We start from the raw sequence: 25,025 nt of genomic DNA, 5'->3' as shown, positions 1-25,025 counted from the left end.
TGAGCCTGCTCGCGATGGCGTCGGCACAGCTGACATCTTTTTGCCTGACACACCGCTATCGCGAGCAGGCTCACTCCTACAGGTTTTGTGGTGTGCCAGTGCTCTAATTGTTGGTTTCGAGGATTTTGTTCAGCTCGGCCCCATCGATACTCAGCGTCGCGGTATTGAGCATCCCGTCCAGATACGCCTGGGCAATCTGCTCCTGGCGTTGCGCACGCAAGGCCTGGGTCAGTTGATCGCGCAGTTCGTCGAGCGTCGCGGTACGCGCCGGTTGCTGTTCAGTGAGTTTGATCACATGGAAGCCAGCCGCGCCTTGCACTGGATCAGACACCGCGCCGACCTTCAATTTCGCCACCGCACCCCGTACCTCCGGCACCAATTGCTGTAACGGTTGCAGCCCGCTATCACCGCCGCGTTCGGCGGTCAGGCGATCCTGCGAATACTGGCTTGCCAGCGCAGCAAAATCGCTCGGTGCAGCCTGAGCCTTTTTGCTCAGTTCCGTTGCCTGCTTGCGCACCGCTTCGAGGCTCTGCGGGTCATTCACAGCGAGGAAAATCTGGCTCACCCGATACAACGCCGGAGTCTGCCAGTTGCCCTTGCCAGCGTCATACGCCTGCTGCAACTCGCTCGCACTCGGGTAGTCCGCCGGCACCGTGCTGACCGAGCGCAGGTAATCGCGAAACACGATCTGCTCAGTGGCCGCGCGGGTTTGCCGCACCACGTCCGGGCGCTGCGCCCAGCCCTGAGCATCGGCCTGTTCCAGCACGGCTTTCTCCGCCAACCGCGCACGAATCCAGCGTTCCAGCGCTTCACGGTTGCCGCGCAGTTGTTCGGCGCTTGCCGGTGGCAATGTCACCAGCAGCGCCTGCAATTCCTGCGGCGTCACCTGCTGATTGCCCAGTCGCGCTACCGCCGGTCCCGCAGCAACCGCCGCCAACGGCGACGATTGCTGGGCGGCAACCGGGTCAACGCCCGGTCGCAGCACCAGCGCCACGGCTACCACCAACAGCGCAACTGCCCCGGCGCCGATCACCATGGCAGGCTTTTTCACAGCGCGACTTCCTCTTGCTCAGCGGTAGCGACTTTGGCCGTCGAGGCTTGCGCAGCCTGGCTGAAATCACGCAGGTAGACGATGAACTCCTGCAACAGGCGATCCCACAACTCCAGATTGCCGCGCAGGTGATCGTTGCTCACACCGGCCGCCAGCACCACGTCCATTTCCATCACCAGAAACTCGCCCTGCAACGACAACCGCGCAAAACGCCGGGTGGCGTTCCACTGTTCGGCCACACCCTGTGGTAACTCGCCTTGCACCCGCAGCGCACAGCTGAAAGTGAAATCGACGTAGCTGCCCTGCTCCACCGCCGGGTTGCCAAAACGCACGGCGTAACCGATGCCCTGGCTGGCGCTGAGCAACTGCACGATGCCGTTCTGTTCGGTCTGGTGGACGCGATAACCGGCGGCTTGCAGGACGTCGGTCAGGGATTGCGGAGACACATGGCTGATCAATTGAGTCATTACTTCTTCCTTGTTTATCAGTGCGCGAGCGCAGCTTGCGGCGCGTCGAATTGAGTCTTGTAAAGCTCGTCACCAAACCCCTGGGCCAGTTCATCGAACTTGACCCGGGCGCTGCCCGCGAAGGGCTGGCGGATCTTCATCACCTCGGCGACATCGATGTTTTCGTAGGCCGTGAGGATCTGCTTGGCGACGCCGTACATCTGCTGATTCTTGACTGAACATTGCTGCACTTGTGTGTCACGTTCAGCCAATTGCGCTTGAAGCTTAGACCGTTCTGCCTCTTTGGCACGGGCCATGACCAGCAACTCGTCGTAGGCCTTTTTGAACTTGCCGACCTGCTCGTTGCTGGCGGCCACTTGCGCCTGGGCCTGGCTGTGCAGATTCTGCTGCTGGCCGGCCAACTGCTCGGCGAGGCCTTTGGCCTTGGCCAGTTCGGCGCTCAATTGCTTGATCTGCGCCTGCGCGGCCTTGGCTTCGTTCTGCGCCGCCAGTTGCGCGGCGCTGGCCTGAGCCTGTTGACTTTGCAGGGCCTGCAACTGCTGAGTGGTGCTGCGCAACTGGGTACGCAGACGCTCTTCCATGCCTTCGGCATGCGCGCCATGTGCGATGAAAAAACTCAGCCCCAACAGTAAAACTCGTGCGTGCATGACCGTACTCCCGGCGCCTTAGAAGCGCGTGTTGATCTCAAGCTGCAAGACGTCGATGTCGAACGGCGCGCCGTACACGGCTTCGGTGCTCATCCAGCGACCGGTGGCGTAGACGTTCTTCGCCAGACCGTAATTGCCGCCGAGGATATAGCCCTTGGCGTTGGTGCCGCCGAGGTGGAACGAGGAATCGTTGAAGCCGTCGGGCAAGGCATCCGGCTGGATGTACTTGTAGCCGGCGAACAGGTTCCAGTCGCCCTGCTTCTTCAGGTCCAGCGCGTTGCCGAGGGTGAACTGCACCATCCACGCATTGGCGCCGCTTTCGATGTCGCCGCTGCTGTTGAGATTGTTGACGATCTGCCCCTCGGAACGCTTGCGCATGTCGCCTTCGTCGTAACCGAGGTTGTGGATGTAGTTGCCCTGGCTGCGCAATTTGAAGTCTTGCGGCAGGTCAGCGTCCCACACCAGGTTCAGGTCGAGCAGGTTGAACTCCGACGCAAGACCGACGAATTGCGGTTGCGGCGTGGTGGTCGGGTTGGCCGGGTTCGGTGTGATGTCGCGCAGCAGGAACACGCTGTTGCCCTTCTGCATGAACGCCGCACGGGTGCCGTCGGTGTCGCAGCCCGGGGCGCCAGCCCACGGTTCGCAAGGGCTGGAGCGCTGGCCCTGAATGTCGTCGAAACGGTAGTAGGCCAACGCGCCCTTGAGACGATTGTTGCTGTTGATCGCCCACTTGGCGCCGATCTGCGCGCCGTACAGCCACTTGTTGTCGCTTTCTTCCTTGTCGAAGCCGTTGCTGGTGGTGGTGTCGTTGGTGTAATCCACAGGGAACGCGCCGACGGTGCCGAACACGCCCCAGTCGCGGTTGAGCTTGTGGTCGAAGATCGCTGCCACGCCGTCGAAGTTGAGGTCGTTGGAATACAGCATGTCGGTGGACATGAACGGGTTGGCGAAACGCCCGCCGGTCAGGGTCAGCTCGTCGGTGGGCTTCCAGTTCAGGTAGCCCTGATCAAGCCAGATGTCTTTCTTGGCGAAGCCGCCGCCGAGGTTCTGCGTGGTCGATACCGGGTTGTTGTCCGAGCCGGTGCCGATGCGGATGCCGGCGGTCCATTCCGGCGAAATCACCGCTTTCATGCCCAACCGCGCACGCAAGCGGAACAGGTTGGTGCGGTCTTCCCGGGTGTTGAGCAGCGGCGGCAGGCTGGTGCTGCTGTTGGGGTTTACGTCGTACGGGCCATTGTTATTGAGCTTGGCGAAGTCGACGATTTCGTTGCTGTTGCTGCCCGAGTAGTAACGCGATTCATCGCGCAGGCGGATGTCGCCGTCGAAGCTGATGCGCGAAGCCCAGTCCGGGAAGGTGTTGGGCGCTGCCCAGTTTTCCTGCTTGGCGGTGGCCATGACTTCGGCCTTGACCTGATCGCGGATCTGATCGCGCACCGCGGCCGGCACGTACTGCACGCGCACATCGCCCGGTGCCGCCACCGGTCCGGCCGCTATGGCGGTGGAAGCGGCGGCCTGCTTGGCTTGCGCCGCTTCGTTCTGCGCCTGGGCGATCAGCGCGTCGGCCTTGTCCTGTTTCAGAATGCCCTGCTCGACCAGCAAGCGGATCAGATTGATCGTGGCGTTCTCCGAGGGCGCAGGCGCTGCCGCAGCCTGACCGACCAGGGTCGCGATGACCATGCCGACCGCCAGGGACAATCGATTCACGTTGGAAATCATCTGCACACAACTCCTTTTCATACAGCTTTATGAATTCGGTTAACCCGGACGCCGTCCTTGCAGGGACAGGCGCACAGGCAAGGTGATGGAGGCCGGTGGCCGTTCGCTCAGGTGCGGTGCGTTACGCAGCGCCGCCAGCACCTGGGTATCGATCTCGGGCTTGCCGCTGGACTTGATCAGCTCGACCCGGGTGATTTCGCCGACGCTGCTCAGCCACACCTCGGCCTGCAGCGAGAACGCCAGGTTGCGCAGGTCGGGGTTCTCGCGCAGCAGCTTCTGGAAAGTGAACGCGAGGAACTGGCTGTAAGTGCCGGTGCCCAAACGTCCGCCACCCGCCCCGGCCATGCCGCCGCCCTTGCCCGCGCCGATGTTGAACGCGTCGTTGCCACTCTGGGCGTCGCCGTCCATTTGCATCGGGTTGGCCAGATCGTCCGCCGGCGATGGCGGCGCCTCTTCCTCAGGCTTGACCTCCTGTGGCTCAGGCGTCGGTTCGGGCTCGACGACTTTTTCTTCCACTGGGGTTTCCGGCTCCGGTGGTTTTTCCGGAGGTGGCGGCGGCGGTGGCGGCAACGGAATGATCGTCGGCACCTTCGGCGCTTCACGGCGCACGCCGCTCATGTCATTGGCCCACTGCCACAGGAACCACGCGGCGAGCGCACCGAGCAGCAGCCCGGCGCCCCACTTCAGGTAACGCAACGGCGAACGCTTCACCGGCAGCGGCTCGATCGGAAGTTGTGCGGTCATCACTCAGCCCTGCGTCGGTTTGCCGGTCACCAGACCGACCTGAGACAGTTCGAGCCGGCGCAACAGATCCAGCACTTCAATGACCTTCTGGTATTGCACGGTCGCGTCGCCGCGCACGATCACCGGGAAGTCCGGGCTCTGCGCCTTCTCGATACGCAGACGTTCCTCCAGCTCGGCCAGGGTCACCGGGTAGGCATCGAGGAACACCTGACCGCCGTCGTTGACCGAAATCGCCTTGGTCTTGGCCTCCGACAGCGACACCGAAGCGCTGGCCTTGGGCAGGTTGATCTGGATCCCCGAGACCTGCGCGGTGGCGGTGAGGATGAACATCACCAGCACCACCATCAGCACGTCGACCAATGGGGTGATGTTGATGCTGTCCACCGCTGCATCTTCATCATCGTCGTGGGAGGCATTTACGGACGCCATGTCGGTGCTCCTCAGGCCGGTACGGAGTGGTTGGCGTGATGGCCGCGCGGGTGCGACGCCTCACTGGACTGGCTCTCGCCGTGCAACTCCGCCAGACGGGTGATGAACTCGTCGACGAACACGCGCATGTCGGCGCTGACTTCCTTGTTGCGGGTGATCAGGCGGTTGTAGCCAAACAGCGCGGGGATCGCGACGAACAGGCCCATGGCGGTGGCGAGCAATGCCGCCGCCATGCCGGGCGCAATGGCGTTGATGTTGACGTCGCCGGCCATCGCGGTGCCGAGAAACACCACCATGATCCCCAGCACGGTGCCGAGCAGGCCGATGTAAGGGCCGCCGGCGATAGCGTTGGACAGGGTCGAGAGTTTTGAACTGAGCGCCTGGTTCTCGCGGGTGCGCACGCCGTCCATCGAACAACGGATGGCTTCGATGGTCGCGGCAGACACCGAGGAGGTATCGGCGCCCTGCTCGCGGCGGGTGCGGATTTCCTTGACCGCCACCGCGTACAGGCGCCACAGCGGCGAGTGCTGCAGACGCTGGGCCAGTTGCGCGTCGTCGGCGAACATCTCCAGGCGCGTACCGACCTTGGCGAACTGCTCGCGGAAATCCTCGTTGGCCTTGCTCACACGGCTGAGGGTGCGGTTCTTGCGCAGCATGATGATCCACGACTGGAACATCATCAGCACCAGCACGGCGATGATCACCCAGGCGTCCACCGGTACGGCGTTGAGCAGGAAACCGAGGCTGCCGAAACCGAAGCCGGACTGCTCTTCGTCGACGCCGTAGGCCAGCAGTTTCGACTCCGCGCCTTGCGAGGTGGCGTCGGCCAGCAGCAACGGCGCGGGACGCGCGACTTTCGACAGGCGCAGTTCGTCGATGGCACCCACGAAAGGCTGGAAAGGACCCGCGGCCAGATCGCCGCCAATCGCCATCACCGAATTGAACGCCGGCATCGCTTGAGCGAGGGTCGCACTCTCACGACCGTTGATGTACAGGCTGACTTTCGAACCTTCAGCGGTCAGCGCGAGGTGCTGCCATTGGCCTGGATTCAGCGGCTGAGTAGCGACCGCACGCTGGCCGTCGATCTCCACGAACGGCACGCCTTGATTGACCCCGAGCAGCAGGCTGTTGGCGCCTTCGCGGCGGGCCAGAATCAACTGCTCGCCATTGGCCTGATCCAGCCGCAGCCAGGCACTGAAGGTGAACGCGCTGCCCGCGTTGTGCTGCAACGATGGGCTGGCCGGCAGCAGCAATGGCTGGCCGCTGAACTGCAAGGCGCGCCCCACTACACCGTCAATCGCCGCGCCGGTGGCGCTTTGTGCGGTGTTGCCGTAAGCGGTGGTGTCTTTGGCCGGGGTTCCGGTGGCGCCGTCGAAGTGATACAGCGCGGTGTAATTCGGGTCGAAGGTCAACTGGCCGTTGCCGGTGGCCGGGGCCTTCTGATTGCCGTAGTACATCCAGATGTCCTGACGCTGCCCGCCCTCGACATTCGGCACGTCGACCCAGATCAGCGCCATGCCCATCAGCGCATCGAAGCTTTCGATCTGGTGGTTGAGCACGGTCTTGTCGTCGGCGGCGACGAAGCGCAGGTCCGAGCCGTCTTCCTTGACCCCGTCGAAGGTGAAGTTGCCGGTGTGCAGGCGCACCAGCAGCGCGGTGCGACCGAGGGCCTGATTGATCCCGGCGCCCTGCGGCGTGGTGTCGACGGCGATCTGTTTGCGGTAATGCCAGTCGTCCTGCCACCAGGCCTGCGCCGTGGCCGGGAGCACGAAGCCCAGGCAGATCAACAACGAAAGAATGAGGCGCTGCATGAACGTGCTCCTTTAGAAAGTGGCTTGAAGATTGAAGTGCAGGCGCGATTCCTGCTTCGAGGTGTTCGGCCCTTCGAGTAACGGGTAGCCCCAGTCGAGGCTGCCGGACAGCCATTTGCTGAGGCTGGCGCGGGTGCCGAGGCCGACGCTGGCCAGGGCGTAACTGGCGTCCTGGTCCGGCAACTCGTCGCGCAGGTACAGTTGCGCGCCTTCGGCAAAGGCGTAGAAGCGCCATTCCTGCATCCAACTGCCGGCGTATTTCGCCAGCGACGGCGTGCGCAGTTCCTGACTGAGCAGCACACCGTCATCGCCTGTGCGTTCCGCCGCCAGATAGCCGCGTACGGAAGTAGCGCCGCCGGCGGAAAACTGTTCGTTGGAGACCAGTGGCCCCGACGCCAATTGGAACGCGCCTTTGCTCGCGCTCTGCCAGTCGTTGTCGAAGGTCCAGGTGAAGTTGCTGTCGCCCTTGAGCACGGCGAAGCTCGGATTGGCGCGGTAGCGTTTGTAGTCGAAGTCTTCGTCGGAACTGCCGTAACCGAAGATGCTGCGGGTAGCCGCCACCAGGCTCAGGCCGAGGCCGAGCTGGCTCTTTTCGGTGTAACGAAAGCCGTTGTAGGCGAAGGTGAAGGGCGCGTATTTCAGCGGCACCTTGTCGCTCTCGCCGGACAGGGTCAGGCGTTCGTCGAAGTCCTTGAAGTCGATGCCGGCCGACAGCGAGTTCGACCAGTTGCCGCTGGACGGCAGCGTATAAATGGCCGACACACCATAGGAATGGCCCTTGCCCAGCACGTTGCTGCCGCCGATGGTGGCGACGTTGCTGTCGGACTGGTAACCGGAAAACTGCACACTCCAGCGCTCGCTCAGCGGCGCGGTGTAGGAAGCCGACCAGACCTTGGCGTTGTCGGTGTCCTGTGGCGCGGTGAAGTACGTCAGGTTGATGCTGTGGCCGAGTTGCCAGAGGTTGTTGTAGCCGAGACTGGTGACGGCGCGCAGCTTTTCGGTGTCGGCGCTGTAGTCGTTGTTGAGGCCGACACTGGCGCTCCACGGGTTCTGGTCTTCGACCTGCAAGTCCACGTCCATGGTGCCGGGGCGCTGACCTTCGCGCACCAGCGGCATGACCTGACGGCCCGGGGTTTTATTCAGCTGCGCCAGTTCGCCCTGAACCTTGGCGAAGTCCGGCACCTCACCTTCTTTCAGCGCCGGGACGTTGTCGCGGATGTCCAGCGGCGAATAGTGTTTGGCCCCAACCACGCGCACCCGGCCAACCTTGGTTTCGCTGACTTGCAGGTAGACGATGCCGTCGGCCACCGCTTGCTCCGGCAACTCGACGAATACTGATTGGTAGCCGCGCTCCTGATAGGCCTTCTGCAACGCATCGCGGGCGCCTTCGATGTCAGTCATGGCTTTTTGCGGGCCGAGAAACGGGTACACCGCCTCTTCGATCGCCCGGGCGTCGAGCACGGTGTTGCCGCGCACGAAGTATTCGTTGACGTCCACCAGACGTTGCGGCGCAGCGCCTTGGGCAGCCTCTTCGGCGAATGCCGGTTGCGCGCCGGCCGTCACCAGCAGCCAGCCCCACAGCGCCAGCCGTGACGTGAAAATCTGATCCACACTACCCCCTGAATTCGCGATGACCTGTTGGCGCGGTTGCGCGCCTTGTGTGTTGCGTCAGTTGCTGACTGTCGAGGCACCGCTGTGCTTGCCGAGCCAGGTGTGCAGCAGCGCGAAGTTCAAGGAGAACTCGGGCATTTGCAGCAAGGCACCGCAGAATACTTCGCCGATGATTTTCTGAATGAGCAGCACCGCACGCGGGTTGTTGAGCAGCGTGGCGATGTCGCGACTGAGGACGTTGAAGCTCCAGACTTTCTGGTTCAGGCCAAGACCGACGAACCAGCGGAACAGCAGGTTGTAATTGAGCTGTTCATACAGTTGCTGCTCGCTGGGCACCGAATACAGCAGTTGCAGGAGCAGGATGTGCATGACGGTTTGCGCGGGGATGAGCATGCCGGGTTCGGTATTGAGTTCGTGCAGGAGGCCTTGGTGGGCATCGAGCAAGTCGTCGATCTGCGGGCGCAGCAACACCAGCGAATGGCCTGGCGGAATGTAGCTGGAGACCTCTTTCAAGGCGCCCTGCCAGTCATCCTGCGACACGATCCAGACCCACGGCGCGCCGTAGCGATAGACCGAAACCGGCTTCTTGCGCGCGGCCTCGACGATCTTCGACAGGCGTTGATCGAGTTCCTGCATGCCCACTTTCGAGTAGCGTTCCATAGTCCCCATTGCCTCACTCCCGGCGTCCCGCCTCGGCTTGTGAAAAGCGCCCCGTTGGGCCCCTCAAGCGCGTTACATAGGCATGACCGGACTGGCTATGTGCTACCGAACTTTTGTCATGAAAGCTTCATTAATGAGAGAGTAAAAGCAAAAGATCGCAGCCTTCGGCAGCTCCTACACCGGGATCGAGTAGACCCAGTAGGAGCTGCCGAAGGCTGCGATCTTTTGCTTCAGGAATAAACCGGCCAGGTGTCGACGATCTTGCCGCCACGCACCGCCAGCAGATCGCCGAATTGCAGGAGCACGGCTTCGGTCTGGGTGGGTCGCAGGAACACTTGATCTTCAACGGTCAGGCCCACGGCATTCGAACCGTTGACCATCTCCTGATTCGAACTGCGGCCATACACGCCATTACTCTGCAAGCCGGCGGGCGATTCGAACTCGGCCATCCAGTTGCCGCCGTAAATGAAAAAGGTTTGGCGCTGGTTGGCGTCCCACCACGAGAACAACTTCGACTTGTCGTCCAGCGCCGGGATGTTCACCGCACCGGTGCTCTTCAGCACTGGCGTGGCGATGTAGGTCGCCGGCACGTGCTCAGCCAGCGACGGCAGGTCGTAATGCGTCGGTTTGAGCATCGCCGTGCCCACCGACACCTCGGTGCTGAGCTTCTCGTTTTCGTGGATGCGGTAACTCGGGCTGCCGGCGGTGTTCAAGCACAGGTGGTCATTCCACAACGCCGGAAACTGCTGCCGGGTGAAATCTACACAACGCTGATAAATGACCATGACCTTGGCGAACAGCTCCTCGGGCGATCCGAGAATCCCCGGCACGCCCATGCCCACGAACGGGTCGTAGCCCATGAACCCGGCGAACTCCAAGTGCTGCGAGTTGGCGCTGATCAGCGTCAGCATCTGCCCCAACACATTCACATCACTGACCCCGCCGCGATGCAGGCCGACATCCAGTTCGATGTTGATGCGCATCCGCGTGCCGAGCCCCTGCGCCAACGCCAGGTATTGCTGCAGACGTTCGGGGTTATCGATCAGCCATTGCAACTGCCTGGAAGGGTCGAACGGGCCTTTGTGAGTTTGATAGAACAGCTCGGCCGAACGCACCGGCAACGGCTTGCCGAGCAGGATGTCGGACCGGGGAAACGTGAGCGCATCGTGATTGAGAAACGGCTGATGAAACGACATGAGTTTTTGCGTCCCGGCCCGTTGCGCGATGTAGCTCAGCAAGCCCGGCGACGGCAGGGATTTTTCCACCAGACGCAATTGCTTGCCGCCGCGCTTGACCGACTGCATCACCACGTCGATGTTGTGATCGAGGCGATCCAGATCGATCAGCAGCACCGGGCGCATCGGGCCTTTGTCCTTCAGTTCTTTATTCAGCGCGCGGAAATACTCACTGTACGGCGCACCGCGATCACCCGGCCGCAGCCAGGCGCCCACGCCCACCAATAAAGCGCCGACACCCAGCGTGCCGAGGAGAAAATTGCGTCGATTGACCGCCATCAGCTCACCCCCAGAATCGACGCCAGATGCGCGTTGAGAAAACGTCCGCTCGGATCCAGCGCCTGACGTACGTCGACAAATTCGCGCCAACGCGGATACAGCGGCTGCAGATTCTTCGCGTTAAGCGTGTGCAACTTGCCCCAGTGCGGGCGGCCGTTGTACTTCCAGAAAATCGGCTCGACCGCGGCGAAAAAGTTGTGATGATCCATCTGGTAATGCTGGTGCACCGAGATCGAACAGCTGTCGCGGCCCTCGAACATGCTCAGCGGAATGTCGTCGGCCTTGACGTAGCGGTACTCGATGGGAAACCAGGTGCGCAGGTCCTTGTCCTGAATCAGTTTGAGGATTTCCCGCAGACACGCCGGGCCGTGTTCGGCGGGCACCGAGTATTCCATTTCGTTGAAGCGCACGGTGCGCACGTTGGCGTAGATGTCGAACGAGTCGCCGACCCGATCATCGAAACTCGCCAGATGCCGCAGGCTGTTGAGCAGCGTGCGGCGCAGCTCGGGGAAGTCGCTGCCGTACTTGTCGATCTTCTCGATCAGGGTCACGAACTCGTTACCGCCCTCCTCTTCGGGCGGAATCGGCGGCGTGGCCGGGTCGCTGGTTTCGTTGAGGGCGATGGACAAGGCGTAATCGGAATGGGTGACCACGAGCATTTCCCAGTGCTGGTTTTCGCTGGTGTTCTTGTCGAGGTCTTCGAGCAGCTCTTCGGTCTTGGCGATCCACTGGCGTTCGCGCAGACGATAGGCCGGGCGGTTCTGCAGACGGATTTTCGTCGCCACGCCCAGCGCTCCGAGCGACACCCGCGCGGCGTTGAAAACTTCGGGGTGACGCTGGCTGTCGCAGTCCAGCACCTCGCCGCTGGCCGTCACCAGTTGCAGGCCGCAGACGTGTGCCGAGTACGACTGAAAGGTTTTGCCGGTGCCATGGGTCGAGGTGGAAATCGCCCCGGCGAGGGTCTGGTAGTCGATATCGGCCATGTTCTGTAGGGCCTGGCCGATGTCCTTGAGCGGCACGCCCATGCGTGACATCGGCGTGCCGGCGCCGAATTCCGCCTGCAGGGTTTTCGGGTCGTGGTCGAGCAAACCGGTGAAGTAGCTGAGCGACAGCAGCGTGCCGTCGGTGGGCACCAGGGCGCTGAACGAATGTGCCGAACCGACCGGGCGAATTTTGCCTTGGACCTGGCGGATCGCGGCGGTCAGTTCATCAAGATTCTTCGGCGCCAGCCGCGCCGCCGGCAGACAACTCTGCCCGCCCGACCAGTTGCGCCACGGTATCAGCCGCGGTGCACGCATCAACTGCCCCAGCGCGGGGTTGGCCGTCATTGCGGTGAAAGCGCCGACGATGCTTGCCCGTTGCAACAACTGACGCCGTGTCAGATCCATGCTCATGCGCGCGCCCTTATTGTGGGAGGGGCTGATCGGCCATGAAGCCGATCAGTTGCAGGAATTGTTCTTCGCTGCACTCGACGCACTGGCCCATCGGCGGCATGCCGTTGTAGCCGTTGATGGCATGGTCGAGCAGCGTGTCGGTGCCCTGGCGGATGCGCGGCTCCCAGGCTTTGCGGTCACCGGTGAGCGGTGCGTTCGCCGCCGGGTTGGCGTGGCACAGCTGGCAGCTGTTGGAATAGATCTGCGCCAGAGCCGGGTCGGTGGGTGTGGCGTTGCGAGTAGCTGCCGGTGGTTCGGTTTTCTCACCGCAACCGAACAGCGTCATCAACAGCGCCAGCAGTAAAGTGAATGGGATTGCCCGCATAAGGATCCTCGCCTGGGTACCGCTTATTGTTGTGAGCACACCTTAAGGCAGGCACGGCAGCGGGTTGAGGGCATTGCGGGACAACGAGGGGGCCAAACGGGGCCACCCAGGATTGAGCTGGGGCTCGGACAGCACCACAAAACCTGTGGGAGCTGGCTTGCCAGCGATAGCGGAGTGTCAGCCAATGAAAGCCGCGGGAGTGCCGGCCTAATCGCTGGCAAGCCAGCTCCCACAGGGTAAACGGCGTAGCTGATCCCCCTCTGTTCCGCATCTCTGCGTGACATTCGCGTGACATTCGCGGGTTTAAATGTCGGCGTATTCAGGCGTATAACCTGTAAAGACTTTTTGATCTGTATACGGACATCAACACGGGGTAGCGACATGACCACAGCAAACATCCTTGGCAATCTGTTCCCTTCTGTCAGCGACATCCCGGAAAAATACCGCCTCGACGCTCAGGTCGAGCAACGCGAATATCTCGTCGATGGCCAACTGCGGCGCTGGGACGGCCCACTGGCCACGGTGCGCAGCCCGGTGTATCTGCACGGCGAAAACGGCGATGAACAAGTGATTCTCGGCAGCACCCCGCTGCTCGACGCCGACACCGCCCTCACCGCCCTCGATGCCGCCGTGCGTGCCTACGATCGTGGTCAGGGCCTGTGGCCGACCCTGCGCGTGGCCGAACGCATCCAGCACGTCGAAGCGTTCCTCGGCCGCATGCGCCAGCAGCGCGAAGCCGTGGTCAAGTTGCTGATGTGGGAGATCGGCAAGAACCTCAAGGACTCGGAAAAAGAGTTCGACCGCACCTGTGACTACATCGTCGACACCATCAACGCACTGAAAGAACTCGACCGCCGTTCCAGCCGTTTCGAACTGGAACAGGACACCCTCGGCCAGATCCGTCGCGTGCCGCTCGGCGTTGCACTGTGCATGGGGCCTTACAACTATCCGCTGAACGAAACCTTCACCACGCTGATTCCGGCACTGATCATGGGCAACACCGTGGTGTTCAAACCGGCCAAGCTCGGCGTGCTGCTGATCCGTCCTCTGCTTGAAGCCTTTCGCGACAGTTTCCCGAGCGGCGTGATCAACGTGATCTACGGCAGCGGCCGCGAAACCGTCAGCGCCCTCATGGCCAGCGGCAAGATCGACATCTTCGCCTTCATCGGCACCAACAAGGCCGCCAGCGACCTGAAAAAACTGCACCCGAAACCACACCGCTTGCGCGCCGCGCTGGGCCTGGATGCGAAGAACCCCGGGATCGTGCTGCCGGAAGTCGATCTGGACAACGCCGTTAGCGAGGCAGTGACTGGTTCGCTGTCGTTCAACGGCCAACGCTGCACCGCGCTGAAGATCCTCTTCGTGCATGAGGATGTGGTCGACGCTTTCATCGAAAAATTCAACGCCAAACTGGCCACACTGAAGCCGGGCATGCCGTGGGACAGCGGCGTGGCGCTGACGCCATTGCCGGAGTCGGGCAAGGTCGATTACCTGCACGGTCTGGTGGCCGACGCGCAAAGCAAGGGCGCCAAAGTGGTCAACCCCAATGGCGGCGAAGCGCGGGAGTCGTTCTTCTACCCCGCCGTGCTGTACCCGGTGACGCCACAGATGCGCGTCTACAACGAGGAGCAGTTCGGCCCGGTAGTGCCAATCGTGCCGTACCGGCATCTCGATACGGTGATCGATTACGTGCTGGAATCGGACTTCGGTCAGCAACTGAGCCTGTTCGGCACCAACCCGGTGGCGATCGGCCGACTTGTCGACACCTTCGCCAACCAGGTCGGGCGAATCAACCTCAACGCCCAGTGCCAGCGCGGCCCGGACACTTACCCGTTCAACGGGCGCAAGAACTCCGCCGAAGGCACGCTGTCGGTACACGATGCCCTGCGGGTGTTTTCGATCCGCACACTGGTGGCGACCAAGTTCCAGGACAGCAACAAGGATCTGATCAGCGAGATCATTCGCGGCCGCGATTCGAGCTTCCTCACCACCGATTACATCTTCTGACGAGGACTTTGCACTGAGCACCTTCAGCACCCAACGACTGCCGCCGCTGCTGCGGCGAATCCTGCGTCCGTTGCTGGCCCCGTACCGCCGCTACCAGCACGCCCGACTGATTCACGCGGTGCGGGTAGCGCTGGGGCTGCTGGCGACCATCCTGCTGACCACCGGCATCAACCTGCCCCATGGCGAGTGGGCCTCGGTGACCATGCTGGTGGTGATCGGCGGCCTGCAACACCACGGCAACATCGGCAAGAAAGCCGCCGAACGCGCCACCGGCACCCTGATCGGTGCCGGCGTCGGTCTGCTGCTGGTGGCGCAGCAGGCGTGGCTGGGCCTGCCGTGGCTGACCTACTTTGCCATGGCGGTGGTCTGCGGCTTCTTTTCCTATCACGCGATCGGCAAGGGTGGGTACACCGCCCTGCTCTCGGCGATTACCGTGTTCATCGTTGCCGGACATGGTGACAACCCGATCACCGACGGCTTGTGGCGCGGGGTCGACATCCTGATCGGCATCGCCCTGGCCTTGGCGTTTTCCTTCGCCCTGCCGCTGTACGCGGTGTATTCGTGGCGCTACAACCTGGCCGATGCCTTGCGCGACTGCGCCACGTTGTACGGGCGGATCATTGGCGGCCAACCGGTCAGCGCCGATGAACACCTGAAGCTGATGGGCCGGGTGACCACAGTGATGGTGCAACTGCGTTCGCTGATGCCTTCGGTGTCCAAGGAAGTGAAAATCTCCATGACCGAACTGGACGCGATTCAACGCAACCTGCGCATGTGCGTCAGTACCCTGGAAATCCTCGGCAACACTTGCCCGGATGCCAACGACCCCGACGCCATGGCCCACCTGCAATCGGCACTGCGGGCCGAACACCGGGTGATCCGCGTGCAGCTGATCGGCATGGCCCGGGCCTTGAAGTCCGGCGCCACTCAACGCCTGCAGCGCCCGCTGGAGTTGCCGGACGCCAGTCTCGACACACCGGTCTACAACACGCTGGACGGTTACCGGTTGCTGACCCGGCAACTGGCCGCGAACATTGGCGAGCTGCGCCAACGCCTGGCGATGACGGCGCCGCGCTGGAACATCTGAATCAGCGGAAAAATCCATGTAACAAAGCTGACATCATCACTACAATGCGCCGCACAACGGATGTGACATGGACGCATAAATGCAATTCAGGAAGAGTATCAACGCCCTGCGGGCACTGGCCGTGCTCGCGGTCGTGCTGTTTCATTTCAAGGTGCCAGGGTTTGAGGGCGGATTCGTCGGCGTAGACGTGTTCTTCGTCATTTCCGGCTTCCTGATGACCGGCATCATCGTCAATGGCGTGCAGCAGCAGAACTTTTCCCTCCTCGGTTTCTACGCCTCCCGCGCCCGACGCATCATTCCCGCCCTGCTGGTTTTGTGCATTGCGTTGCTGATCTTCGGCTACCTTTACCTGCCACTGGACGACTTGCGCGAAACCATCCGCACGATCAAGAGCAGCCTGCTGTTCAGCTCGAACTTCAGCTTTGCCGAAAGCGGCAATTACTTCGCGGCGCCGCTGCATGAAAACTGGTTGCTGCACACCTGGTCGCTGTCGGTGGAGTGGCAGTTCTACCTGCTCTATCCCGTGCTGATCATGGGGCTACACACGTTTTTCGGTGCCGACAAAAGCCGATTTGCCCTGGTTGCCCTGGCGTTGATTTCGCTCGCCGCGTCCATCGTCGTGACCCGCCTCAACCCGACGCTCGCCTTCTACATGCTGCCCACCCGCGCGTGGGAAATGGTTGCTGGCGGGCTGGTCTTCGTGTTTCCGCTACGACTCGGCCAGCGCGGCGGCGCGATTTTCGAAGGGCTCGGCCTGCTGGCGATTGCCTTCAGCGTGCTGGGCTTTTCTGAAGCGGATCTGTGGCCCGGCTACCTGGCACTGGTGCCGGTGCTGGGGACAATGCTGGTGATTCATGGCGACACCCGGTCGGTGTTCAGCCGCAATCCTGCGCTGCAGTTTGTCGGCAGCATTTCCTACTCGGTGTACCTGTGGCACTGGCCGCTGGTGGTGCTGCTGTACCTGTGCGGCCTGCTGAACAGTTGGCCACACGTGATTGGCGCGATAATCGCCTCGTTCGCCCTCGGCACCCTGTCCTTCTACCTGATTGAATCCAAGGTAAAAAAAGGTACGACCGCCACACGCACGGTGATCAAGTTCGCAGCGCTGACGGTGGCTATGGTTGCGGTGTCGGCAGTAACGTCGTCGCTGGTCAAGCAACACCCCGACTGGCGCCCGGCGCTGGTCGAACTGGGGCAGCCGCAATACACCAGCAAACTGTATCCGCAGGAGTGCTACCCCAACGCCTATGCGGCGGCGGATTGCAAGTTGGGCACAGGCGAGGTGTCAGTGATTCTGTATGGCGACAGTCACGCGCAATCCACCGCAGCAGCGGTGCAAATGCACAACCCGCAGGCGGCGCTGTCCTGGTCACGGGGCGGTTGCCCGACCCTGGCGCACTTCGCCATGCACGACAAGACCGTCGAAAGCCAGTGCCGGGGCTTCAATCAGGAAAAGCTGCAACAACTGAAAACCGGGTATGCCGGGCTCCCGGTGGTGCTGTTCAGCCGCGCGGCGCTGTACGCGGATCCGGGGCGGGAAAACAGCTATCGGATTTCTTTCCCCGAGCGCCAGGCATCGTTTGCTGACGCCTTTACCGAAGAATACGTCAGCACCGTCTGCTCGATCGCTGAAAACCATCCGGTGTATATCGTCAAACCGATCCCGGAGATGCCCTTCAGCGTCTACAAGGGCTTGAATCTGAATCAGCGATTGTTCCGGCAAACCACGGACATTTCCCTGCCATTGCAGGCCTATGAGAAGCGCAACCGCATCGCCATCGCAACCATCGAAGCCGCTGCCAGCCGCTGCAACGCGACGGTGATCGACCCGACACCGTACCTGTGCCCCAACGGCAACTGCATGGGTTCCATGGACGGCGTGCCGCTGTACTTTGACGACAACCATCTGGTGGATGCCGGCAATCAGCAGCTCAAAGGCCTGTTCAAGGATCTGATCAAGCCGATTTGAGCTGGCGCCGGGCTTTCAGGCCCCAGCCCTGTTGCATCCCGGCGGCGGCCAGCAGAATCGCCGCGACACCGACCCATTGCAGGATCTCCAGGCGATGGCCGAAGGCGAACCAGTCGACGAAAATCGCCGCAATCGGGTAGATGAAGGACAGCGCACCGGTCAGGGCAGTCGGCAATTTCTGGATCGCGCCGTACAGCAGCACATACATCAGACCGGTGTGAACGATGCCCAGCGTCACCAGACTGGCCCAGGCGCCGTTGGTTTGCGGCAGGCCGTTGAAGTGCGCGAACGGCGCGAGCAACAGCACTCCGGTGCAGACCTGGATCAGCGCGATCAGGTGCGGCGGCGTGCCGGTCAGGCGCTTGATGATCAGCGCTGCAATCGCGTAGAGCAACGCCGCGCCCAACGCCAGCGCAATCCCCAGCAGGTATTCGCTACCGCGCTCACCCTGCCCGCCATGGGCACTGACGATCGCCAGCATGCCGAGAAAGGAAATCGCCAGCCAGAACAGCTTCTGCAAGGTGATTTTCTCGCCGAGAAACAGTGCCGCCAGGCCAACCAGCATGAATGGCTGCACGTTGTAGACCGCCGTGCCGATGGCGATCGAGGCCCGGGAATATGAGCCAAACAACAACACCCAATTGCCGACAATCGCCACTCCGCTGAGCACCGCCAGCAGGAACGTGGTGCGGGTCAAAATGCCCGGACGCAAGAAGCCGAAAGCCGCGCATATCAGCAGCAAGGTGCCGGCGCCGAACACGCAACGCCAGAACACCACATCCAGCACCGGTTGCCCGGACACCAGCACGAACCAGCCGATGGTCCCGGAAATCAGCATGGCGGCGGTCATTTCCAATGAACCACGGCGGATTGTGTTGTCCATCATCGATCTCCCTAAGCATTTGACGAAAGCGTGGCAAAAGTATGCCAAGCCGACACCCCACGCCTCCAGCGCAAAAAGCAGGCTAAACTCGACTTCTGCCTTTTTTATCGCGGGTGGTTTACCGCAAGTGCCTAATCCCGGAGTTGCGCCATGACTGACGATATCGACCAGATCCTCATCAGCGCCTTGATGGACGACTCGCGCCGCTCGCTCAAGGCATTGGCGCAGATCAGCGGCCTGTCGTCACCCAGCGTGGCCGAACGGTTGCGTCGCCTCGAGGAGCGCGGCGTGCTCAAGGGCTATACCGTCGAGATCGACCCCAAATGCTTCGGCTATCAGCTCCAGGCGATCGTCCGGGTGCGACCACTGCCGGGGCAATTGCAGGAGGTGGAGCGGCAAATCATGTCGATTCCGGAGTTCACCGAGTGCGACAAGGTCACAGGAGAAGACTGCTTCATCGCCCGCCTGCACGTGCGCTCGATGGAACAGCTGGACACCCTGCTCGACCGCCTCAATACGCTGGCCGAAACCAACACCGCGATCGTCAAGAAAACCCCGGTCAAACGCCGGTTACCGCCGATGGCGTGAGTGCTTTTTGCGCCTGCTCGGCGTAGATTGAGGTTTTTCCGGCGAAGGATTGGCGGTAATGAGAATTCAGGCAGTGATGCTGGCGTTGTTGATGCTCGGCGGGTGCGGTACGGTGCAGACCGTTGTGCTTAGCGACAAGGCTTCCGTGGATCAACTGAAAACCAAGAAAAGCTACTGCGGCGCGGTGCCGCGCATTTACAGCGGTGCAACCTACGACTTCTGCATGCTGCACGCCGAAAAGCCGGATGACGTCGACGCGTTCAATTACCACAACGCTTCCTTTGGTTTGGTGGTCGATGCGGCAGTTTCCGGCGTGTTGGATACGTTTCTGCTGCCCTACACGATTTACAAGCAACAGGCCGATGGCAGCATCGTGATCAACTGATCCGCTTTTCGCAGACAACAAAAAACCCGCCTAAGCGGGTTTTTTGTTGATTCACAAACAGCGATCAGTCGTCGCGGCTCATGATGCCGAAGATCTGCAACAGGCTGATGAACAGGTTGTAGATCGATACATACAGGCTGATGGTTGCCATGATGTAGTTGCGCTCGCCACCGTGGATGATCGCGCTGGTCTGGAACAGAATGCACACCGACGAGAACAGCACGAAACCGGCGCTGATCGCCAGTTGCAGGCCGCTGATCTGGAAGAACATGCTCGCCAGCGTTGCACCCAGCAACACGAAGAAACCGGCGGTGATGAAACCACCGAGGAAGCTCATATCCTTGCGGGTGATCAGCACGTAGGCCGACAGACCACCGAACACCAGCGCGGTCATCGCAAATGCCGAGCTGACCACTTCAGCGCCGCCCTGCATGCCCAGGTAACGGTTGAGGATCGGGCCGAGCAGGAAACCCATGAAACCGGTCAGCGCAAAGGCGGACACCAGGCCCCACGCGGAATCACGGAGTTTGTTGGTGAGGAAGAACAGCCCGTAGAAACCGATCAGCACCACGAAAATATTCGGGTAGCCGACGCGCATCTGCTGCGCCACGAACGCCATCACACCGCTGAATGCGAGGGTGAGCGCCAGTAGACCGTAAGTGTTGCGCAGGACGCGGCTAACCTCTAGCTGCTCAGCCTGCACGCTGTTGTGAACTGCGTAATCCTGTTCGCGCATGGCGACACTCCTGTTGGTTTGAAACGTTCAGTGGCAAAGATCATAACAGACGCTCTGTAACAAGCCATGCACAGAGTTTGACAGTGTGTTTCATTCAGGTATTATGGCGCCCGCAACGCAAACGGAGGTGTGGCCGAGTGGTTTAAGGCAACGGTCTTGAAAACCGTCGACTGTAACAGGTCCATGAGTTCGAATCCCATCGCCTCCGCCATCTTATGTACGACAAAGCCCTGATTATTCAGGGCTTTGTTGTTTCTGGCGTCCTGAAAAGTGACCGCTATCGGCTGTGAATTCAACCATCCGCTTCTGGCCGTTAGCTACCCAAGGCATAGATATATCTCGAATTTCAGGTCGCACCTCTTCGCTGCGATCGCCTTGACCTCCCTCCCTCTTCACCTACACTCCCCGGCACCGGCAGTAAGCTCGTATCGGTGTTTTCCTGGACAATCATCTCAATGCAGTCAGGGATGAACGGAAAACTATTCAGGAAATGGATTCCGGAAACCATTGAATAAACGGGGCGTACTCCGAAAAGCCAAACGAGTAGGAATTTAAATAGGGAGATTTAATTCATGACAGCTCAAGAACATCTTGTTGGTGGATGGACCCCTTACCACAAACTGACTCCCAAGGATCAGGAAGTCTTCAAAGAAGCACTGGCCGGCTTCGTTGGCGTGAGCTACACGCCCGAAGAGGTTTCCAGCCAAGTCGTTAATGGCACCAACTATCGCTACAAGTCGAAAGCTACGCTTCCGGGTTCGCCAAACGGCTGGCAAGCGATCGTAGAAATCTATGCGCCAACTAATGGCAAGCCGCACATCACTCAGATCCATCGGATCTAAAGAAGCTCCAATCTTCGGGTCTTCGCAGTCTAAGGCCCGAAGATCGATCAAGCCATCCCGCTACCGCGATCAAGAGTTTCTACTGCACTCCGTTGAGGTCGAAGTGGCTGGTCACTGTTCTGAATGCAACCCGCATTTCTCAATTGGCGACACATTGGGCCATCGATGTCATCGCGCATCGGCCAAATGAAGTACGCCCCCCTCGCACGTCGACAAGTTGATGCTACAAACCCAGACCGACGCCAGTAGCGGATCGGGGTGATTTGCATATCAATCAGGTAGAAAAATTGAATTAGCCAGTTGTCCTCTTGGTCAAGAATTATGAACGCAGAAAATCTGACGAGGTGACAGCAATGACTATCCAGGCAGAGACACTCGTACAACTGACCGAAGCGCTTCAAGAGCAAGGAATGAATCTGGTTTCAGATGTTCACTTCACTCGCGCGCCATACCGGCAGAACCACCGCTGGATTTGCATCGTAGAGTAACCATGCTCGTTGCCGGTGGCTCGGACCAAGCCTCCACCGCCGGCCCCACTACCCCGCTACGCCTTTTCCCTTCCGCCCACCCGCGCGCGACTGACACGCAGCTCAAGGCCGCGAAAGCATTTTCAGACGCTCGACCACAGCCGCTTCAAAGATGACGTAAAGCCTTTCAGCATCGCCGGCACGTAAAACCCCGCTGGTTTCCAGCCCAAGCACGAAGCCATCCGCACGAGCGCCCGCCTTCACCGCGATGATCATCGAGTCTGCCCGGACAATCTGCGCCAGAAGCCGATCAGCTTCACGCTGCATCTTTTCGTTCAACACTACGCCTTCCACTTCCTCACCCTGCATTCAATGCGAGATCCAACAAATTGTATGATCAAGGCTACGCCGCCGATAACGGCGCCTCAAGCCGCAAACCAATGATCCTTCGCTATCGCAGCCATCAGGAACCTTTCAGGTGAACGAATTCCTTTTGCTTGATATCAAAACGGGCAGTTTCAAAAGCGTTTAGCCATCGCCAGCTCGATCAATCATTACCGGAGAACAATGCATGCCTCTCAGTGAGACCATTCACAGAGCGTTGCTAAGCGCGGAGGAACGTTCCTCTATCGCTGAAATTGAAGCTACAACCAATATTCTGCAGCTCGTCACTCGCATGACCGGAACGCGCTTCGCGGCGATCGCGAAATTCACTGACACGGAATGGATCGTCTGTTCCGCCTACGATCCGATCGAGCTTGGGATCAACACCGGCGACACCCTGGAACTGGAGACCACGCTGTGCAGCGAGTTTCGCAGAGACCCTCAGGTGCTTTTCGTGCCACAGATAAGTTGCGACGGCAGGTTTTCGACACGTCCTGTGGTGAAGCAATATCTGATTGAAAGCTACGCAGGCGCGCCCATTTTCCTTCCCGACGGACAACTTTGGGGCGCGCTGTGTGCATTGGACTCCAGGGCAGTCATCTTCGACGATCCGGATCTGGCAGATACGTTAGGCCTGTTCGCGAGGTTGATCGGCTGCATCTTCTACTCGAATCTGTCGGAGTCCGGCAGCGGCTACAGCAAGAACGGCTAAGGCGTTAGCGAATAACTAAAAAAACAGCCCTGAATATTCAGGGTTGTTGCATTTGTCGCGTGTGTAAACAGACAAGATGCCGATACCGTGCGGGGACACCGAGTCACGGCAGCAGCACTTACTCCAAGGAAGGCAGGAATCTGAACAATGTTGGAACACATCTGGCGCAGCATCCATTCACCGGGCTACTTCCCCAACGTCATGGAATGGATGGTCGATATTCTCCTCAACCCGTTTATGGTAGTCATGTGCCTGATGGTTGGAGCACTCGCCGGTAGATGGTGGAGAGCCATCCCCTACGGCGGCATCACTTGTTATGTAGTGTTCTTGAGCCGGTCGTCATTCTATCGATGGTCAAGCATTTTCCCCGAAGCCGGCCTGCCTGCGCTGTTGATTGATGGTGCGCTGCTTGCCCTCCTCGGCTTTTATTTGAAAGGCGTGCTCAGAACCCGCGCAGGAGCAAAACCGGAAGGCCATTGGGTGCGCTGGCTTTACCAAAACCTGAAGGCCGTCATGCTGACAGTCGTGGTGATGTTCTGGACACTCGTCGTGCTGTTTGTCGTGATCCTCACGGTCTCGATCGCTACCCAGCCGTCAGTGGTGAACTGAGTCTCCTTCTGCCAGGGCGGATCTGCACGAAAAGTCGTCGAATGGATTTTTTCTTACAGAAAACGCCGGCACTCTCCTGCGACCCTCGGAGCAGGCAGTCCCGATGTTGCGGATCCTGCAGTCGACCCTTCTCTACTCCCTAAGGTTTGAAAAAATTGCGCCAGGTGCTCGCCTGTCGACCGCTAGTCACTTGTGGCGCTATCACTGTGAACTTACGTTGGCCGGCAGTCCTCTCCCACTTACATTCAGATGAAGCAAGGGGCAAGCGGTCATGAGAGCACTCACGTATCACGGCGCGCACAGCGTCAAGGTCGACACCGTTCCGGATCCGGTTATCGAGGACAATGACGACATCATCCTGCGAGTCACAGCAACGGCGATCTGCGGCTCTGACCTTCATCTCTACCGAGGGAAAATTCCAACCGTCGAGCACGGCGATATCTTCGGTCATGAGTTCATGGGAATCGTCGAGGAGGCAGGCTCGGCAGTGACCGCTGTGCAACCCGGCGACCGCGTGGTCATTCCTTTTGTCATCGCCTGCGGCAGTTGCTTCTTTTGCGCAATGGATCTGTTCGCCGCCTGCGAAACAACCAACACCGGGCGTGGAGCGATCATCAATAAAAAGGCAATACCCCCAGGCGCTGCTCTCTTCGGCTTCAGCCATATGTACGGCGGAGTGCCCGGCGGTCAGGCTGAATACGTGCGCGTACCGAAGGCCAACACCGGGCCGTTCAAAGTGCCGGGGACGCTGTCGGATGAAAAAGTCCTGTTCCTTTCCGATATTCTCCCCACTGCCTATCAGGCCGTGACCAACGCCGGCATTGGTCCCGGCTCGAGCATCGCCATTTATGGCGCAGGCCCCGTCGGTTTGCTGAGCGCGGCCTGTGCGAGGATGCTCGGGGCCGAGCAGATTTTCATGGTCGATCACCATCCTTATCGCCTGGCCTACGCGCAGAAAACCTATGGCGTAATTCCGATCAACTTCGACGAAGACGACGACCCTGCCGATACGATCATTCGGCAAACCAAAGGGATGCGCGGCGTCGACGGCGTCGTGGATGCGGTCGGGTTCGAAGCCAAGGGAAGTACGACGGAGACGGTGCTCGCGACCCTCAAACTTGAGGGCAGTAGCGGCAAAGCGCTGCGGCAGTGTATCGCTGCAGTCAGGCGTGGAGGTGTTGTCAGCGTCCCGGGCGTTTATTCCGGGTTCATTCATGGCTTCCTGTTCGGTGATGCATTCGACAAGGGCTTGACCTTCAAGATGGGGCAGACCCATGTGCACCGTTTCCTGCCTGAGCTCCTGGATCACATCGAAACGGGTCGTCTTGCACCGGAAGTCATCATCAGCCATCGCCTGTCACTGGAGCAGGCCGCCGAGGGATACAAGATCTTCGATAAAAAACAAGAGGACTGCCGAAAAGTCATTCTGACACCCGGTGACAGCCACATCGCCGTGCCACAGACCGACAGCAGCGCAACATTGTTGACGACCTGAAGCTGGCGATACGTGGATCGGACAAATCAATCCGCACGTCAAATGGCGTGCGGATTTATGCGTCAAGCCTGCCCTCGCCCGCCCGGGACTGTATTCGGGCGACGACGGCACGGCCTTCAGTGATAATCCTTGCCGGCGACCGCAAGCAGATAGGCTGCGTCCGCGTCCCTTCGCAGGTCGCGTAATTCGGTCAGGGTCAACATACCCAATCGATCCATCTCGTCAGACTTGCGCAACAGTTCCTCGTGATAGGCATCGGGACAATCCATGCGCAGCTCTCGATTTTCCAACGCCCGATACCAGGCATCCAGGGCATGCAGTCGTGATTCTTGCTCAAGTGTCAGCTGATTCTTGAAAGCGTTCATTACCGTCATCCCCGAACATTTCCCGGTTGAGTAACCGGTTTCTGCTCAGGTTCAAAAGATCTGACGAGGAACCGCGACGCGTCAGGCC

The 25,025-nt window shown here is 60.4% G+C and carries 25 protein-coding genes and 1 tRNA gene; 10 read left to right on the top strand and 16 right to left on the bottom strand.

Annotation, left to right across the window (positions count from 1 at the left end; translation table 11 throughout):
• Nucleotides 1–103 precede the first annotated feature (103 nt).
• From ACIP8I_RS07055 to ACIP8I_RS07000, 12 genes are all read right to left on the bottom strand, one after another.
• Nucleotides 104–1,051: a peptidylprolyl isomerase gene (locus ACIP8I_RS07055; protein WP_400759773.1), complete on the bottom strand. Its 948-nt coding sequence runs from the start codon at nt 1,049–1,051 to the stop codon at nt 104–106.
• Nucleotides 1,048–1,518 (bottom strand): YbjN domain-containing protein, encoded by a 471-nt coding sequence (locus tag ACIP8I_RS07050; RefSeq protein WP_400759770.1) that lies wholly within the window; start codon nt 1,516–1,518, stop codon nt 1,048–1,050. Before ACIP8I_RS07050 ends, ACIP8I_RS07055 begins: the two co-directional genes overlap by 4 nt.
• Before the next feature lie 17 nt (nt 1,519–1,535).
• Nucleotides 1,536–2,165: a DNA repair protein gene (locus tag ACIP8I_RS07045; protein ID WP_367084669.1), complete on the bottom strand. Its 630-nt coding sequence runs from the start codon at nt 2,163–2,165 to the stop codon at nt 1,536–1,538.
• An 18-nt stretch (nt 2,166–2,183) separates the two neighbouring features.
• Nucleotides 2,184–3,881, bottom strand: coding sequence for a putative porin (locus tag ACIP8I_RS07040; RefSeq protein WP_400759767.1), 1,698 nt, complete (start codon nt 3,879–3,881; stop codon nt 2,184–2,186).
• Nucleotides 3,882–3,920: 39 nt separating this feature from the next.
• Nucleotides 3,921–4,625: an energy transducer TonB gene (locus ACIP8I_RS07035; protein ID WP_400759765.1), complete on the bottom strand. Its 705-nt coding sequence runs from the start codon at nt 4,623–4,625 to the stop codon at nt 3,921–3,923.
• Between the two features lie 3 nt (nt 4,626–4,628).
• Nucleotides 4,629–5,054 carry a biopolymer transporter ExbD gene (locus tag ACIP8I_RS07030; RefSeq protein ID WP_003224462.1) on the bottom strand — a complete coding sequence of 142 codons (426 nt, stop codon included), beginning with the start codon at nt 5,052–5,054 and terminating at the stop codon, nt 4,629–4,631.
• A gap of 11 nt (nt 5,055–5,065) precedes the next feature.
• On the bottom strand, nt 5,066–6,865 hold the full coding sequence (locus ACIP8I_RS07025; protein ID WP_400759762.1) for a DUF2341 domain-containing protein: 1,800 nt from the start codon (nt 6,863–6,865) through the stop codon (nt 5,066–5,068).
• A gap of 12 nt (nt 6,866–6,877) precedes the next feature.
• Nucleotides 6,878–8,476, bottom strand: coding sequence for a ShlB/FhaC/HecB family hemolysin secretion/activation protein (locus tag ACIP8I_RS07020; RefSeq protein ID WP_027613763.1), 1,599 nt, complete (start codon nt 8,474–8,476; stop codon nt 6,878–6,880).
• Between the two features lie 57 nt (nt 8,477–8,533).
• On the bottom strand, nt 8,534–9,145 hold the full coding sequence (locus ACIP8I_RS07015; protein WP_400759759.1) for a transposase: 612 nt from the start codon (nt 9,143–9,145) through the stop codon (nt 8,534–8,536).
• 221 nt (nt 9,146–9,366) lie between these two features.
• Entirely contained in the window at nt 9,367–10,575 is a 1,209-nt protein-coding gene (locus tag ACIP8I_RS07010; RefSeq protein WP_400759951.1) for a DSD1 family PLP-dependent enzyme, read from the bottom strand.
• A gap of 74 nt (nt 10,576–10,649) precedes the next feature.
• Nucleotides 10,650–11,978 (bottom strand): D-arabinono-1,4-lactone oxidase, encoded by a 1,329-nt coding sequence (locus ACIP8I_RS07005; RefSeq protein ID WP_400759949.1) that lies wholly within the window; start codon nt 11,976–11,978, stop codon nt 10,650–10,652.
• A gap of 76 nt (nt 11,979–12,054) precedes the next feature.
• The gene (locus ACIP8I_RS07000; RefSeq protein ID WP_400759756.1) at nt 12,055–12,408 is read right to left on the bottom strand and encodes a c-type cytochrome; all 354 of its coding nucleotides are present in this window, start codon (nt 12,406–12,408) and stop codon (nt 12,055–12,057) included.
• A 381-nt stretch (nt 12,409–12,789) separates the two neighbouring features.
• Here ACIP8I_RS07000 and ACIP8I_RS06995 point away from each other — a divergent pair, with 381 nt between their 5' ends.
• From ACIP8I_RS06995 to ACIP8I_RS06985, 3 genes are all read left to right on the top strand, one after another.
• Nucleotides 12,790–14,415 carry an NADP-dependent glyceraldehyde-3-phosphate dehydrogenase gene (locus ACIP8I_RS06995; protein WP_400759754.1) on the top strand — a complete coding sequence of 542 codons (1,626 nt, stop codon included), beginning with the start codon at nt 12,790–12,792 and terminating at the stop codon, nt 14,413–14,415.
• A gap of 46 nt (nt 14,416–14,461) precedes the next feature.
• Nucleotides 14,462–15,502: an FUSC family protein gene (locus ACIP8I_RS06990; protein WP_400759948.1), complete on the top strand. Its 1,041-nt coding sequence runs from the start codon at nt 14,462–14,464 to the stop codon at nt 15,500–15,502.
• Between the two features lie 79 nt (nt 15,503–15,581).
• On the top strand, nt 15,582–17,471 hold the full coding sequence (locus ACIP8I_RS06985) for an acyltransferase family protein (RefSeq protein ID WP_400759751.1): 1,890 nt from the start codon (nt 15,582–15,584) through the stop codon (nt 17,469–17,471).
• Here the strand turns inward: ACIP8I_RS06985 and ACIP8I_RS06980 are convergent.
• Nucleotides 17,458–18,354, bottom strand: coding sequence for a DMT family transporter (locus tag ACIP8I_RS06980; protein ID WP_400759748.1), 897 nt, complete (start codon nt 18,352–18,354; stop codon nt 17,458–17,460). The genes ACIP8I_RS06985 and ACIP8I_RS06980 overlap by 14 nt on opposite strands.
• A 150-nt stretch (nt 18,355–18,504) precedes the next feature.
• Between ACIP8I_RS06980 and ACIP8I_RS06975 the strand changes: the two genes are divergently transcribed.
• Both ACIP8I_RS06975 and ACIP8I_RS06970 read left to right on the top strand, forming a co-directional pair.
• Nucleotides 18,505–18,942 carry an Lrp/AsnC family transcriptional regulator gene (locus tag ACIP8I_RS06975; RefSeq protein ID WP_027613772.1) on the top strand — a complete coding sequence of 146 codons (438 nt, stop codon included), beginning with the start codon at nt 18,505–18,507 and terminating at the stop codon, nt 18,940–18,942.
• Nucleotides 18,943–19,000: 58 nt separating this feature from the next.
• Nucleotides 19,001–19,327: a YceK/YidQ family lipoprotein gene (locus tag ACIP8I_RS06970; protein ID WP_400759746.1), complete on the top strand. Its 327-nt coding sequence runs from the start codon at nt 19,001–19,003 to the stop codon at nt 19,325–19,327.
• Between the two features lie 64 nt (nt 19,328–19,391).
• On the opposite strand, the gene ACIP8I_RS06965 is transcribed toward ACIP8I_RS06970, so the two are convergent.
• Nucleotides 19,392–20,063 (bottom strand): Bax inhibitor-1/YccA family protein, encoded by a 672-nt coding sequence (locus ACIP8I_RS06965; RefSeq protein WP_027613775.1) that lies wholly within the window; start codon nt 20,061–20,063, stop codon nt 19,392–19,394.
• A 123-nt stretch (nt 20,064–20,186) separates the two neighbouring features.
• Between ACIP8I_RS06965 and ACIP8I_RS06960 the strand changes: the two genes are divergently transcribed.
• Nucleotides 20,187–20,274, top strand: a tRNA-Ser gene (locus ACIP8I_RS06960).
• 361 nt (nt 20,275–20,635) lie between these two features.
• Complete coding sequence (locus ACIP8I_RS06955) at nt 20,636–20,905, top strand: hypothetical protein (RefSeq protein WP_007969132.1); 270 nt, start codon at nt 20,636–20,638, stop codon at nt 20,903–20,905.
• A gap of 590 nt (nt 20,906–21,495) precedes the next feature.
• On the opposite strand, the gene ACIP8I_RS06950 is transcribed toward ACIP8I_RS06955, so the two are convergent.
• Nucleotides 21,496–21,726, bottom strand: coding sequence for a hypothetical protein (locus ACIP8I_RS06950; protein WP_400759946.1), 231 nt, complete (start codon nt 21,724–21,726; stop codon nt 21,496–21,498).
• Nucleotides 21,727–21,943: 217 nt separating this feature from the next.
• Here ACIP8I_RS06950 and ACIP8I_RS06945 point away from each other — a divergent pair, with 217 nt between their 5' ends.
• The 3 genes from ACIP8I_RS06945 to ACIP8I_RS06935 all read left to right on the top strand — a co-directional run bounded on the left by ACIP8I_RS06945 (nt 21,944) and on the right by ACIP8I_RS06935 (nt 24,572).
• Complete coding sequence (locus ACIP8I_RS06945; RefSeq protein WP_367084680.1) at nt 21,944–22,468, top strand: GAF domain-containing protein; 525 nt, start codon at nt 21,944–21,946, stop codon at nt 22,466–22,468.
• A gap of 147 nt (nt 22,469–22,615) precedes the next feature.
• On the top strand, nt 22,616–23,077 hold the full coding sequence (locus ACIP8I_RS06940) for a hypothetical protein (protein WP_007969104.1): 462 nt from the start codon (nt 22,616–22,618) through the stop codon (nt 23,075–23,077).
• A gap of 271 nt (nt 23,078–23,348) precedes the next feature.
• Nucleotides 23,349–24,572 carry a zinc-dependent alcohol dehydrogenase gene (locus ACIP8I_RS06935; RefSeq protein WP_400759742.1) on the top strand — a complete coding sequence of 408 codons (1,224 nt, stop codon included), beginning with the start codon at nt 23,349–23,351 and terminating at the stop codon, nt 24,570–24,572.
• A 116-nt stretch (nt 24,573–24,688) separates the two neighbouring features.
• Here the strand turns inward: ACIP8I_RS06935 and ACIP8I_RS06930 are convergent, their stop codons facing one another.
• Nucleotides 24,689–24,937 (bottom strand): hypothetical protein, encoded by a 249-nt coding sequence (locus tag ACIP8I_RS06930; RefSeq protein WP_007969102.1) that lies wholly within the window; start codon nt 24,935–24,937, stop codon nt 24,689–24,691.
• Nucleotides 24,938–25,025: the final 88 nt, after the last annotated feature.

The sequence above is a fragment of the Pseudomonas sp. NPDC088414 genome (assembly GCF_044753325.1).
GTDB lineage: Bacteria > Pseudomonadota > Gammaproteobacteria > Pseudomonadales > Pseudomonadaceae > Aquipseudomonas.
The sequence above is the reverse complement of the archived record's forward strand: the minus strand, read 5'-3'. Positions and strand labels throughout refer to the sequence as shown.